The organism is Terriglobus roseus, assembly GCF_900102185.1.
Classification (GTDB): domain Bacteria; phylum Acidobacteriota; class Terriglobia; order Terriglobales; family Acidobacteriaceae; genus Terriglobus; species Terriglobus roseus_A.
Map to the genome: position 1 here is coordinate 2,275,179 of NZ_LT629690.1, position 13,993 is coordinate 2,289,171.

General features: G+C 55.7%; 12 protein-coding genes. 9 read left to right on the forward strand and 3 right to left on the reverse strand.

What is annotated here, in order from left to right:
- Positions 1-3: 3 nt before the first annotated feature.
- From BLT38_RS09560 to lpxD, 3 genes are all read left to right on the forward strand, one after another.
- On the forward strand, positions 4-279 hold the full coding sequence (locus BLT38_RS09560; protein ID WP_231966844.1) for an ArsR/SmtB family transcription factor: 276 nt from the start codon (positions 4-6) through the stop codon (positions 277-279).
- Between the two features lie 100 nt (positions 280-379).
- A complete protein-coding gene (locus tag BLT38_RS09565; RefSeq protein ID WP_231966845.1) occupies positions 380-1,339 on the forward strand; it encodes a lysophospholipid acyltransferase family protein in 960 nt (319 codons plus the stop codon).
- Positions 1,339-2,262: a UDP-3-O-(3-hydroxymyristoyl)glucosamine N-acyltransferase gene (gene lpxD / locus BLT38_RS09570; protein WP_083344968.1), complete on the forward strand. Its 924-nt coding sequence runs from the start codon at positions 1,339-1,341 to the stop codon at positions 2,260-2,262. The genes BLT38_RS09565 and lpxD overlap by 1 nt, the downstream gene beginning before the upstream one ends.
- Before the next feature lie 66 nt (positions 2,263-2,328).
- Here the strand turns inward: lpxD and BLT38_RS09575 are convergent, their stop codons facing one another.
- Positions 2,329-3,840, reverse strand: a complete 1,512-nt coding sequence (locus tag BLT38_RS09575; RefSeq protein WP_083344969.1) for a hypothetical protein — start codon at positions 3,838-3,840, stop codon at positions 2,329-2,331.
- A 146-nt stretch (positions 3,841-3,986) separates the two neighbouring features.
- Here BLT38_RS09575 and BLT38_RS09580 point away from each other — a divergent pair, with 146 nt between their 5' ends.
- The 3 genes from BLT38_RS09580 to BLT38_RS09590 all read left to right on the forward strand — a co-directional run bounded on the left by BLT38_RS09580 (position 3,987) and on the right by BLT38_RS09590 (position 6,921).
- Positions 3,987-5,864, forward strand: a complete 1,878-nt coding sequence (locus BLT38_RS09580) for a bifunctional homocysteine S-methyltransferase/methylenetetrahydrofolate reductase (protein ID WP_083344970.1) — start codon at positions 3,987-3,989, stop codon at positions 5,862-5,864.
- Between the two features lie 14 nt (positions 5,865-5,878).
- Positions 5,879-6,103 (forward strand): exodeoxyribonuclease VII small subunit, encoded by a 225-nt coding sequence (gene xseB / locus BLT38_RS09585; protein WP_083344971.1) that lies wholly within the window; start codon positions 5,879-5,881, stop codon positions 6,101-6,103.
- A 137-nt stretch (positions 6,104-6,240) separates the two neighbouring features.
- Positions 6,241-6,921 (forward strand): hypothetical protein, encoded by a 681-nt coding sequence (locus BLT38_RS09590; RefSeq protein ID WP_083344972.1) that lies wholly within the window; start codon positions 6,241-6,243, stop codon positions 6,919-6,921.
- An 82-nt stretch (positions 6,922-7,003) separates the two neighbouring features.
- On the opposite strand, the gene BLT38_RS09595 is transcribed toward BLT38_RS09590, so the two are convergent.
- Both BLT38_RS09595 and BLT38_RS09600 read right to left on the reverse strand, forming a co-directional pair.
- Positions 7,004-7,954 (reverse strand): UDP-glucuronic acid decarboxylase family protein, encoded by a 951-nt coding sequence (locus BLT38_RS09595; RefSeq protein WP_083344973.1) that lies wholly within the window; start codon positions 7,952-7,954, stop codon positions 7,004-7,006.
- Between the two features lie 18 nt (positions 7,955-7,972).
- Entirely contained in the window at positions 7,973-9,376 is a 1,404-nt protein-coding gene (locus BLT38_RS09600) for a UDP-glucose dehydrogenase family protein (RefSeq protein ID WP_083344974.1), read from the reverse strand.
- Between the two features lie 112 nt (positions 9,377-9,488).
- Between BLT38_RS09600 and BLT38_RS09605 the strand changes: the two genes are divergently transcribed.
- The 3 genes from BLT38_RS09605 (at position 9,489) to BLT38_RS09615 (ending at position 13,990) form a co-directional block, all read left to right on the forward strand.
- The gene (locus BLT38_RS09605; RefSeq protein ID WP_083344975.1) at positions 9,489-11,744 is read left to right on the forward strand and encodes a GumC family protein; all 2,256 of its coding nucleotides are present in this window, start codon (positions 9,489-9,491) and stop codon (positions 11,742-11,744) included.
- Positions 11,741-12,712, forward strand: coding sequence for a polysaccharide biosynthesis/export family protein (locus BLT38_RS09610; RefSeq protein ID WP_172838214.1), 972 nt, complete (start codon positions 11,741-11,743; stop codon positions 12,710-12,712). The genes BLT38_RS09605 and BLT38_RS09610 overlap by 4 nt, the downstream gene beginning before the upstream one ends.
- Before the next feature lie 63 nt (positions 12,713-12,775).
- Positions 12,776-13,990: a glycosyltransferase family 4 protein gene (locus tag BLT38_RS09615; protein WP_231966846.1), complete on the forward strand. Its 1,215-nt coding sequence runs from the start codon at positions 12,776-12,778 to the stop codon at positions 13,988-13,990.
- Positions 13,991-13,993: the final 3 nt, after the last annotated feature.

Sequence of the window (13,993 nt, forward strand, 5' to 3'; positions counted from 1 at the left end):
GCGGTGAAAGAAAACGAAGCAACACTGATCGCGAAGGCACTCGGAGATCCGAACCGATTTTCCATCTACAGGCAGATCGCGGAAGGTGATGAGACCTATTGCGGCGAGGTCTGCAACAAGCACACACTCTCGCCAGGAACGGTCTCACATCACCTCAAGATCCTCACGGACCTCGGCCTCATCACATCGCGCAAAGAAGGACTGAACGTTTATTACCGTTCCATTCCGGAAAAGTTCTCGTCCTATCTCGCCTATCTGCAGAATCTCAATCGGAAGTAAAGCCGCCTGAACTCAATGTTTTCGACGTCGAAATAGCAGTACACTGTTCGGGTTGAATGCTTCAGGAACAGAGCGGGTTCGGGCGACGATGCGACAACGCATGGAGTACACAGCCCTGCGTCTGATCGTGGGATTGCTGCGTGTTCTTCCGCGGAATGCGGCGCGGGCTGTTGGTGCGGGGCTTGGAACGATTGTGGGGAAACTTGCAGGCAAACTCTCGTCTGCCGGTGAACAGAATCTTCAGATTGCGTTCCCCAACATGAGCGCCACGGAGCGCCACGCCATCCTGCAAAAGACCTATCGCAATCTTGGCTGGCTTCTGGCGGAGTTCTGCCAGATGTCGAAGTACTCGCCAGAGTTCGTGCGGCGAGAAGTCATGCGCTATGAAGGTCTGGAGCACTATCAAGCGGCCAAGGCAAAAGGCAAAGGAGTGCTCGTACTCACCGGACATCTGGGCGCATGGGAGCTGTCTAGCTTTGTCCATTCCCTCCTTGGCGAACCGATGGGCATGGTGATCCGCCGACTCGACAATCCTTTGGTCGACAACTTCGTAAACAGTATTCGCTGCCTGCACGGCAACCGTGTATTGCATAAGGACGACTTCGCGCGCGGCATAATCAAGGCTATGCACCGAGGTGAAGCAGTTGGCATTTTGATGGACACGAACATGACGCCACCTCAAGGTGTGTTCGTCCCCTTCTTCGGCGTTCCTGCATGCACTGGTAGCGGTCTGGCACGTATCGCACGTAAGACGGGCGCTGCTGTTCTACCGGGATTTCTTCTATGGTCAGACGAAGAGTCGCGCTATGTACTGCATTTCGGCGAGGAGTTGCAACTGCAGAAAACGGACGACGCTGAAACCGATGCGCTAGCGAACACTGCTCTCTTCGCACGCGTCACTGAAGACTACATCCGCCGTTATCCTGACCAGTGGCTGTGGCTACATCGTCGTTGGAAGACGCGCCCAGAAGGCGAGCCACCGATTTACAAGCGCCGCAGCACTCAGACCGAACCTGCCTTACCGGCGTCGCGAACAGCAAAACAAAGTGAGTTGGTGTAATGGCAACTATTGCAGAGATTGCAGAGTGGACCAATGGGCAGGCGGTTTCTTCGTTACTCGAATGTGAGATCAGGCGCGTCAGCGCGCTTGATGATGCAGACGTCGATGCAGTCGTCTTTGCTTCCGCTGCCGATGCTTTAGAAAACGCGCTGCAATCGCGCGCCGGCGTGATTCTTGCTTCGGCGAAGATCGCCGCTGAACACAACGACAAACGTCTCGTGCTGGTAAAAGATCCTCGGCTTGCTTTCTCTATTGTTGGAGATCGTCTGCGTCCGCCCGTAGTAGCAGCGATTCATCCAAGTGCAGTGATCGACACAACTGCGCAGATTGGCGAAGACACCAACATCGGTCCCGGCGTAGTGATAGGCGCTGGCGTTCGCATGGGCAACTCATGCCTCATCGGTGCGCGCGTTGTCGTCGAACCTGGCGTCGTGATCGGTGATCGCGTGCGCATTCAGGCAGGCGCAGTCCTCGGCGCGCTTGGCTTTGGTTATGCACGCAGGCCAGACGGCAGTTACCTGATGTTCCCGCAACAGGGAGCACTCGTAATTGAAGACGACGTGGAGATTGGCGCGAACTCCACCATCGATCGCGGTGCCCTGGAAGAGACACGCATTGGCGCAGGCACGAAGATCGATAACCTGGTGCACATTGGCCACAACTGCCGCATCGGGCGCAACGTCATCATCGCAGCACAGACCGGCATTAGTGGGTCGTCCGTGGTGGAAGATGGAGCGATCCTTGGCGGTCAGGTGGGCATGGGCGAACACGCCACTGTAGGCCCCGGTGTGATTCTTGGCGGTGGCGCTGGTGTACTGAGCGGCAAGAAACTCTTCGGCGCAGGACAGGTCTTCTGGGGACGTCCTGCACGTCCGCTAAAGCAGTACCTGCGCGATCTGGCACGCCTCAGTCGAGGACGCTAACGAACAGACGAACAAAGGCCCGCTCATTGGAGCGGGCCTTTGTTCATGCTTATAACGCTAAATAAATTAGTTCACTTCGTTGGTAGACGCATCCATGTAGGCCACGTCGTTCGCTGTTCCCTGCACCGTGATGTTCGTGTTGTCGATCTCCGAACCGTCAACGGTGTTGAATGCGTGAACCTGACCACCATACGCCGTGTAAACCTTGTTCAGACTTTCGACCCAGCAGAGGCCGGTGAGGCTACCGTAGTAGTACTTGTCCAAATTCTCATTCGGATAAGGCACGGTCGTCGAGCCACCCGGTGTGACATTGGGAACGATGCCTGCGGTTCTATTCGTGATGTCGTAGCGTGTCAGGCAGTTGTAGTTCTGGTTGTGAGCCTGACGCTCACCGCTGGCGCAGTTCGAAGAACCAATCCAGAGCGTGTTGTTATCCGCGAAGAGCATCTTCGTGTGCGTTCCATCAGAGATGGAGTACGTCGCCGAGATGGTCTTGGTGGACAGAGGAATCAAAGACAGGTTGCCACCAAACAGACCGTCCGTCTGCAACGACTGTCCCGACACATAAAGCGTATTACCGTCGGAGATGGCTGCCGTAGCGCCACCCGGAACAGAAACGAAGGTGGTTGACGGCGAAACAGCCGCGCCATTGGGTGGGTAGTAGTCGATACGCAGTGTGTTCAGGTCGACAAAGGAAACGCCAGAAACATCATCACCCGTTGCCGACGTTCCACCGCACTCCCGACCACAGTTCAGAAAGTACACCTGCGACCCATCCGGCGAGAAGTATGCATCGTAGGGTCTGTGGAAGGTAGGTTGCGGAGTGCCGTTGCTGGTGCCATCCGGTGGATTGACCGGGACGATGCAGTACACCGGGTTATTTACCGGCATGCATGTCAGCGAATTGGCAGGAGGCGTCTGGTTTCCAGCCTGGTTGGCGTTGAGCTGTAGAACACGGTAAACATTGTTCGAATTGCGCAGCATCAGCAGGATCACGCTGTGGGACGGATTCGCCACCACCTTGTACACGCTGGGAACCGGGAACGAGTAGGTCGTCATGACCGAGCTCGTTGTGGCCGACGCCGTCGACGGAGCATTCATAACGAACAGCCCGCTGCTCTCCACCGCGGTCAGAACCGAGTACACATCCTGCGACACGAAGTAAGAGGACAACGCACCCGTGGTGGATGCAGTGGTACCGGATCCAGCCTCGGTCGAGTAGTTGATCGTATTGATGGCGCCATCCGAGCTGTACACGTAACCGCGCATCTGCTCTGGATAGTTGATGATGCTCTTCGCATTGCTGCTGTAAGCGCTAATCATCGTGGTGCTGTTGGCCACGTAGACGTTGGAACGGATATCGCGCTTGGCGTCCAACACTTCCAGACCACCACCCAGAAGCGATGCCTGGGAAATGGCGACCATAACGCGCTGAGTCAGCTTCGACGGCGGTACGGGACGGCCAGCGAACTGATTCTCGGTGGTCTTATAGGGGCGATATCCACAACCCGTCAGGAGAACAACGACGGTGGCACACAGGAGGGCGGCTGCCGACCGCGCAACGGAAACACTCTTCAACGGAAAACCTCAATGTTGCTGCGGGAATCTCCCTGTCCGCAACCTGCCAAAGTATACCAAAGCAAACAGGCTGAATTGCAGAGCGGGTACTAGGTTGGACGATCAGAACGGCGAAGCGTTGGACAAAGTAGGATAGGGAGATATCTATGTCTGACGTTTCTCTGCCCAGCATCGACCGCATTTTCGGCTCTCGCCCCATCCTTTGCGATGGCGCCATGGGAACCATGCTGTATGCGCGCGGCATTTTTATCAATCGCTGTTTCGACGAGCTGAACCTCAGCGAGCCGAAGATGGTCCGCGATATCCACGAGGAGTATCTTCTTGCGGGTGCGGAACTTCTGGAGACCAACACCTTTGGCGCGAACGCCGTTCGCCTCAGGCGCTTCGGTCTCGAAAACAAAGTGGCAGAAATCAACGCTGCCGCGGTGAAGCTGGCGCGCGATGCGGCGAATGCCGTTCGCGAAAAACATGCGCATCATGCCTATATAGCTGGAGCGCTTGGCCCTCTTGGTTTACCGGAACCGGAGCGTGACGCCGACGTGATGATCGCCGCCTATCGCGAGCAGGTCCAGGCGCTTGCCGATGCAGGCGTGGATCTGTTTGTCGTAGAGACAATGACCTCCATGGCTGAAGCGAAAGCGGCCATCGACGCGATCCGTCAGGTGAGCACCAATCTACCCATCATTGCCATGGTCACCGTCACCGACGCAGGCAATGTCTCTGACGGCACTTCGCCAGAAGAGGCCGCAAAGCTGTTAGCTGAATGGGGTGCAAACGCCATCGGCTGCAATTGCAGCGATGGGCCCCAGCTTGTACTGGACACCATCGAGCGCATGCGCCGGGTAACTTCCCTACCGATCGCCGCCATGCCCAATGCTGGCGTTCCCAGCTGCGTAGATGGTCGCAGCATCTATCTGTCGTCGCCAGAGTATCTAGCCAGCTTCGCACGCAAAGCCATGCGTTTGGGCGCAACCATTATTGGTGGCTGCTGCGGCACCACACCGCAACACATCCGCGCCATGCGTTCCAGCGTAAAGGCAATTCAATCACAGGCAGAGGGTGTGGCTCAGGTGGGCGACAAGCCTGCCGCAGCGGTGATCGAACCCGCACCGCTGGCCGAGCGCTCACAGCTTGGCCGCCGCATCGCCACGGGTGAGTTCGTCACCATGGTGGAGATCGTACCGCCGAAGGGCTTCGATCCCTCGCGGGAACTCGAGGGCGCACGCATGCTGAAGAAACTCGGCGTGCACGCTATCAACGTGCCTGACTCACCCCGCGCGAGCACGCGCATGAGCGCCAGCAGTCTGTGCCTGCAGATCGAGCAGAAGATTGGCATTGAAACCGTGATTCACTTCACGTGCCGCGATCGCAACCTGCTGGGAATTCAGAGCGACCTCCTCGGTGCGGCATCGCTGGGCATGAAGAACATCCTCTGCCTCACGGGCGACCCACCGAAGATGGGCAATTACCCTGATGCGACGGGCGTCTTTGACGTGGACGCCGTCGGCTTGACGCGTGTTCTTCGCGACATGAATCACGGTCTCGACATCGGTGGCCAGAGCATTGGCGCAAGCACCGGATTTGTCCTGGCCTGCGCGGCCAATCCCGGCGTTCCGGATCTGGATATGGAAGTCCGCCGCTTCGCCGCCAAGGTGGAAGCGGGCGCAGAGTTCGCCATCACACAGCCTGTCTTTGACCTGAAATTGCTTGAGACATTCCTGAAGCGAATCGAAGGTTTCCGTATCCCTGTCGTTGCGGGCATCTGGCCACTGACGAGCGTAAAGAATGCGGAGTTCATGAAGAACGACCTGAAGGTGCGCATGCCGGATCAGATTCTGCATCGCATGGCTGCGCATGCCGGAACGCCGGAACAGTCGCGTGCAGAAGGTATCCGCATCGCGCAGGAAATGTTGGCCGAGGCTCAGCCCATGGTGCAGGGCGTACAGGTAAGCGCTCCCTTCGCCCGTTACGCTGCAGCGGCAGAGGTGTTGGAAGCGCTGCTGGTACCCGTCACAGCAGAGTAGGATCAGAAACAGACATGGCAACGTTTGAAGAGCAATTGAAGTCGCTGGAAAGCGTGGTGGAACGACTCGAAAAGGGAGACCTTCCCCTGGAAGAATCCCTTGCGTTCTTTGAACAAGGCGTCGCTCTGTCCGAATCCTGCAAGAAGGAACTGGATACGGCGGAAGGCCGTGTGCAGGTACTGCTGCAACGCGGCCGCAAGATGGAAGCTGAAGACCTTGCTCTAAGCGAAGACGAGTAGCCTAACTACCTTGAAATCGTCCGCCTCCACAATCCATCTCGAAGAAACGAACTTCGTGCGTAATCGCTATGGAGCGAAGCCGCTTGTAATGCGATACTCGAACTTCAAACTGCCACCAGAACTGGGAGAACGCCTGCTTGGGTAAGCCACCGATCAGCGATGCCGCGATGCGGAAGATGTACGAAACAATGAAGGCGCTTCGCAGCGCAAAGCGGGATACATCCACATGGACAGGCGTGGCGCGCAACGTCAAAGCTGCCGCAACGGCGGAGCCGGAATCGCTGCTGGCCGGAATCCTTTCGCAGTTGCATCGCCGCGATACCGTGGTCACGGCGGGCGAACTTCCGCTCCTGAAGACTGCGGTGGAAAGCTACTTCCCCATTTCCGTTGCGTCGCTTCACACCGTCGTCTGCAACGGATCAACGGAAGAATGTGCTTCGGTTGCAGCCGGCATGGCACTGCGATCCATGGATGCCACACGCGATCCGAAGCCTGTTACCGTCGTTCTGCTGCAGGATTTTCCTGCGCTCTTAGGGACTCTGAAGTTGATGGAATCCAATGACCTGCCTCTGCTGGTGATTGCAAAAGGCGAAGCTGAATCAAGGGCTATTGCGGAAAAGCGAATGAAGTCCACACAGGTTCCAATACTTCCCGTCGATGCAGCCGATGCGGTGGCCGTATGCCGCGTGATGCAGGAATCGTTGCTGCGCGCACGCAATGGATGGGGCGGCTCGGTCATTCACGCTATCGCAGTTCCAGGAGCGTCTGATTCTGTGGCGGGGATGGAAGAACGTTTGCGTGCACGGGGTCTGGTCTAGACGCTTTCCGGCAATAAGTCCGCATGAAGAAGAAAGGGCATGGCTGGCGCCATGCCCTTCCCACTTATCTGTGTCGAACTAACTATGCGTTGGCTGCAACCCGCCCTTTGAAGTAATCCATGGAAAGTTCCAGACCTTCACGCAGGTTCACCTTCGGCTCCCAACCCAGCAGGGCTTTCGCCTTCGTGATATCGGGCTTACGCTGCTTCGGATCATCCTGCGGCATGGGCCGATAGACAATCTTGCTGCTCGAACCGGTCACTTCCAGCACCGTTTTCGCGCAATCAAGAATGGTCCATTCTTCAGGGTTTCCGATGTTCGTCGGCAGAGGTTCGCCACTCTTTGCCAGCGCCACAATGCCGCGAACGAGATCTGACTGGAAACAGAACGAACGTGTCTGCGATCCATCACCGTAGATCGTCAGATCCTGCCCCTGAAGTGCCTGCATCATCAGGTTGCTGATCACACGACCGTCGTTCGGCTGTAGACGCGGACCGTACGTGTTGAAGATGCGCACCATGCTCGTCCGCACCTTGTAGTAGTTGTGATAGGCCATGATCGTGGCCTCAGAGAATCGCTTCGCTTCGTCGTAGACCGAGCGTGGACCGATGGGATTCACGTTCCCCCAGTAGGTCTCTTTCTGCGGATGCTGTTCGGGGTCGCCGTAGCACTCCGACGTGGACGCATGCAGGAAACCGGCGCCATACTTCTTCGCCACTTCCAGCGCGTTCACTGTGCCATCGGAACCGACACGCAACGTCTCGGGTCCCAGCTTCATGTAATCCACCGGGCTGGCAGGAGATGCGAAGTTGAACACAAAATCCACTTCGCCAAAATCAAATGGCTTGCAGATATCGTGCTGCTCAAACGAGAACTTCGAGTTTGACTTCAGGTGCGCCAGGTTTTCCAGCGAGCCGGTGCAAAGGTTATCGACACCGACAACCTCTGCACCTTCAGCCAATACAGCATCCGTAAGATGCGATCCCAGAAAACCTGCCGCGCCTGTAATCAGAACGCGCTTCCATTGCGCCATGTCTTGCAATCCTCTCGCTTACGCGTTGACCAATTCGCGGACAGGATGCGCCACCGGACGTCCCACGCTGTAGTAAGTGATACCAGCATCTGCGACCTTTGCCGGATCGTACATGTTGCGGCCATCGACGATGATGGAATAACGCAGCGCCGTACGCAGCTTCTCCAGATCAAGTGCGCCAAACTCATGCCAATCGGTGAGGATCAGCAACGCATCGGCGTCCTCTGCGGCAGCATAGATGCCATCGGCATAGCGCAGTTTGTCCGACTCAGGCAGTACAGCGCGCGTACGCTCGATAGCTGCCGGATCATACGCCGTGATGGAGCATCCTTCCGCGATCAGCATCTTCACCATCTCAATGGCTGGGCTGTCGCGGATGTCGTCCGTATCGCCCTTGAATGCCAGTCCAAGCACGGCCAGCTTCTTACCGCGAAGCGTCCACAGAGCTGCACGTACCTTAGCCAGGAAGCGCTTCTTCTGGTTAGCGTTGATGCGCTCAACTTCCGTCAGAAGCGAGAAGTCCACGCCCATCTGCTCAGCAACAGAACGGAACGCCGCAACGTCCTTCGGGAAGCAGGAGCCGCCATAGCCGATACCGGGCCGCAGAAAACGCGGTCCGATACGCGTATCCAGCCCCATCCCTTGCGCCACCTGCTGCACGTTTGCATCCGTGGCTTCGCAAAGGCTAGAAACAGCGTTGATAAACGAGATCTTTAGCGCCAGGAAGGCGTTCGATGCGTGCTTGATGATCTCCGCGCTCTTTGTGGAAGTGAGGAGAAGCGGGGGCGGAGCGTCCGATGTGAATTCTCCGGGAATAATTCCTTCCCGCGTGTAGTAATCGCCGGAAGTCAGCGGAGCATAAATTTCTTGTAACAACCGGGCTGCCTTTTCTGAATCCGCGCCGACCACAATACGGTCTGGGTGCAGGAAGTCCGATACGGCGGTGCCTTCGCGCAAAAATTCAGGGTTTGAGCAGACATCAAACAGGCTGCGATCTACGCCATTGCGCTCAATCGCACGGCGGATCCACTCATTGGTGTAGACCGGCACGGTGCTCTTTTCGACGATCACCTTGTACGTCTTCAGGTGCCGTGCAATTTCACAAGCGACTGCCTCCACGTAGGAGAGGTCAGCATCACCTGTTTCAGATTGCGGCGTTCCTACCGCAATAAAAATAGCCGCAGCTTTCTCGGTTGCAGCGCCCAGATCGGTGGTGAACTCAACTTGATTATTCCGATATTTGTTCAGTAATTGTGGGAGATGCTCCTCGTGAATGAGGCTATCTCCCCCTTGCAGCGCCTTCACCTTCGCGGGATCATTGTCCACGCAAATCACATGGTGCCCCATCTCAGCGAAACAAACGGCAGCCACAAGGCCGACGTAACCGGAACCAACAACCGCGATATCCACAGTCTTTCCCATGAAGACAGCATACCTCACGGGATTGTCCACAGAAGGCCCTTAAGACGTAGGTCCCAAGACCTGCGTTGGGCAGTCACTCCAGTTACAACAAAGAAGGTTATGATCTTGAGAGATGCCGCCCCTGACGAATCAGCCATCCGATCGCGTAGTACCTGAAACTAACGCCGGTTTCAGCGCAATTACCGCAGAAAGTGCACTTTCGGAAGCCCTGAATGTGTTGCGAAAACGCAAATGGGTACTCATTATTGCCGCAATCCTTGGCATTCTGTACGGCGTCTATCAGGCCGCCACGCAACCCATTGTTTATGTGGCCACCGGCCGGATCCAGGTTGCCAAACCGAACGGACAGGCTTCCTTGGGTGTGGCCACAGGAAATCTTACTGGCAGTCTACAGTCGGAAGATCTTGAAACTGAAGTTCTGATCATCAGTAGCGAATCACTGATGTTAAGCGTCGCCCAAGAGATGAACCTGGCGAACAACCCAGATTTCATGGGATCTGGCCCATACCGAAATATCAACGACCCGATAGTCCGTGCCGCTGTTATTGGGAAGCTGTCCAACGCCTTCAAAGTGGCGTCGATTCCTCGGACCCAAATGATCCGTATTACGGTGACGGCCAACAAGGCTCAGCTCGCTGCAGACCTGGTCAACCACCTCATCAATGCGTATCAGCAGCGCTCGTTTGAAAGCCGCTTCGCTTCCACGCAGCGAGTGTCGCAATGGCTGCAAGGGCAGCTGGACGATCTTAAGCAACAGGTAGAAGCGTCGCAGGAACAGTTAATGGATCTCCAGAAGAAGATCGGTGTACTGGGCCTTGGAGCGGACGCCAGTAAGCCAGTCACCACCCAGGTTACAGCCGCTGTCGAAGCGCTCAGCACCGCTGCTATTGCAGCCAAGGTGCAACGTATCCTCGCAGAATCCCGATATCGGGTTCTGGCTTCTTCTGACCCAGCTCTGATGGAAAGCAACTTGCAGGCGTCGGGAGCCGGACAGGAATCTGAATTATCCAAGTTAAGAGATGACGCCGCGCAAACGAAAGCGCAGATCGCTCAATCCAGCGTTAGTTTGGGGCCCAAGAACCCCCAGATTCTCGCCCTGCAGGCTCATCTACGCGAAGTAGACCGGGAAATTAAGACGGAAGAAACACGCATGGTTACCGAGGCCAAGCAGGCCTTGGTCGCGGCACAGGCGAATGAAGCTCAAACCGAAGGGGCGTTGGAAGACCAAAAGAATCAGTCTTATCGCCTACGGGACGATCTAGTCGAGTACACGCTTCGACAGCGTGATTACGAAACGAACCGCGCCCTCTATGAGGCACTTCTTGCGAAGCTTCGAAGTGCCAGCGTTCAGGCAGGTCTTGACGCACTGGAAATCGATGTCGTTGATCCAGCGTTCAAACCGATCGGTCCTACGATGACGCCAAGATCCAGCATCCTGAGCAGAGACCTTATCTTGAGCTTGGTTTTCGGGATCATGCTTGCATTTGCCTTGGAAAGTCTCGACACCGGAATCAGAAGTGTTTCGGAAGTGGAACACATCACACAACTTCCGTCACTCAGCATTATTCCTCGCGTACGTCGGATGCAGTCCGACGGTTCTGGCTCCGCAACTGTTGCCCAAACCAATATCGGCGTTCTCGCCACATCCAAATCGCAGTTCTCTGAAGCATTCCGGTCTCTCCGAACCGCTCTATTGCTGGCAACCACAGGTCACCCGCCAAAATTCATTCTCATTACTAGTTCAACCCCGTCAGAAGGCAAGACAACGGTGTCCACGAACCTCGCCGCAATTCTCGCGCAGCGGGAGACCCGAGTACTGCTCATTGATGCCGATCTTCGACGTCCCAACGTACATCACCGTTTTGGATTGAATGGCCGAGTAGGCCTTTCTACGGTGCTGTCTGGAGGAGCCACTCTGGAAGAAGCGGTGAAGAACGTTCCCGAAGTTCCGAATCTGGACGTGTTGTGTAGTGGTCCAGTGCCTCCGTTCCCCACTGAAATGCTCTCGTCTGAAAGCATGAAAAATCTTCTACAGGAATGCGGCGAACTGTATACCCACGTCGTAATCGATTCCCCGCCGATCCTTTCTGTAACGGATGCCGTCATCCTCGCTCACTATGCTGATGCAATCGTTATGGTGGTACGCCACGGCAAGAGCAGCCGCAATGTGGTCCGGCGCGCGCGCGATCTAATGGTACGCTCCGGTGCACCCGTGACAGGAGTTGTGCTGAACTCCGTAGACATTAATGCTCCGGAATACCACGGCTACTACGGGTATTCGGGATACAGCTACTCCAACATCGACTCGGAATCATGGGAATCGAATGGACGGGAAAACGAACGGAACAACAAGGGAGGCCAGGCATGAAGAAGTTTTATAACTTCATCCTTCTTGTCTCTCTCTTGTTGAGTGGAACGTCATGGTGCCACGCGCAATACACCGGCGTTGCGGCCACGACCGCGCCAGGGTTGAATGTGCGCCATCCTCTCACTACTGATCAGGCAATTCTGTTTCCTCCGCAGCAAGACATGAGGATTTTGCCCAACGACGTAGTGGTGATTTCAATCTTTGGCGTCACTCCGGCATTTACGGATACGGAACGAGTAGCGCTGGACGGAACCATCCATCTCCCATTGGCCGGAATCGTCAGTATCGGAGGCTTGACGAGTACCGCTGCGGAACAGAAGATCGCGGGTGTAATGGAAGATCAAGGGCTGTTTCACGATGCACAAGTGAATCTAGTCATCTCCGATATGCCTGACCATGTCGTCACGCTAGTGGGCGCCATGGGCAAGACCTTACCAGTCGTAGGGCAACGCCGCCTTCTAGACGTTCTTTCCGCAGCCGGTGGCTTACCTGAGACGGCAAGCACGGTCATCAAAATAGATCGTCTCGGATTAGCCGAACCAATCTATGTGGATCTTGGCAACGATCCGTCGACAAGTATTGCTGCCAATGTTCCGATTTTCTCTGGTGACGTCATTACTACAGGAAACGTCGGGGCTGTTTACATCGTAGGCGCAGTTTCATCCGCTGGAACACACGTTTTACCAGGATCACGGCCCATGACTGTATCAATGGCAATTGCGTCGGCCGGAGGTACCACGGAAGTCGCTAAGCGGGATAGTTCGATCCTCGTTCGCATAACCGGGAACACGCGCTCCGTTGTACCACTGCGACTGAAGGATATCCAAGAAGGCAAAGCTGCCGATCCGGTTCTACAGGCGGACGATATCATTCTTGTCCCCACAAGCACTCTTAGGAGCATATTCCGATTTAGTAACGCGACGGCTATCGTCAGCCTTGCCGTTTCCATGGCTGCGCTTTTGCGATGACTTGCTTGCACATAACCCCTGATCGTTTCGGCGAATAAGCATTACAGGAGATCGATGGTTTCCATGAATGAGCGCGTCCGGTTGGCGTATGTGGTCAGTCATCCGATTCAATACCAGGCGGAACTGCTGCGGCGCATCGCTGCGGATCCGAGAATCGATCTGCGCGTTTTTTTTTGCTCTGATTTCTCGTTGCGAAGCTACAAGGATGCTGGCTTCGGAGTGACTGTAGAGTGGGATGTCCCTCTGACGCAGGGGTACATTTCGACAGTATTGCCACGCTGGAGAGATACCTCTAAGCCGAGCCCTCTTCGCCCTATCTCACGAGGCTTCTTCCGAGAATTGCGCAAGGGAGTGGATGGAAAGCCGTTCGATGCGGTTTGGATTCACGGCTATTCAACAGTGAATTCGATTCACGCGATACTTGCCGCAAAGGCGCTTGGGATACCTGTACTATTGCGCGCTGAGTCATGGCTCGCAGACCGTGTTCGCTCGGGCCAAAAACTATTCGCGAAACAAGCGTTTTTTACCATATTGCGTAGCCTGGTAAACGCCGTACTTCCCATTGGGACGGAGAACGCTCGCTACTGGGCGCATTATTTAGGAAAAGACTTTCCTGCGTTCCTGATGCCATACGCAGTGAACAACGGATACTTTTCCGCACGCGCAAAGCAAGCTGAAGCCACGCGTTCAAATCTGCAGGCGGAGTTGTCTCTCGATCCTTCGCGGCCGGTCATTCTGTTCGCTTCGAAATTGCAAGAGCGCAAACATGCAGATCACTTACTGGAAGCCTATCTTCAGTTGCGCGCACGCAGTTCTTCCGCGCCCTACCTGGTCATCGTCGGTGATGGTGAGATGCGTTCAGCGCTTGAAAAACGTGTGGCCGAGAGCGGAGTAACGGACGTCCGTTTTGCTGGCTTCCGTAATCAGAGCGAGCTTCCCCGCTTCTTCGATCTCAGCGATGTGTTTGTACTCCCCTCAAGACATGAAGCATGGGGTCTAATCACCAATGAAGCCATGGCCTCCGGACTCGCTGTTATTGTGACCAGCGACGTGGGGTGCGCAGCGGATATTGTCCGTAATGGTGAAAACGGATTTGTATACCCGATAGGCGATATACAGACGCTGAGCCATGCACTGGAGAAAACTATCCAGCCAGGTGTACCCGAACAGATGGGAAGACACAGCGAAGAAATCATCGCTCACTGGGGGTATGCCGAAGACATTGCCGGACTGAAAGCAGCCTTGCGACACGTCACCGGCAAAAATGCAGGAGCCTGACTC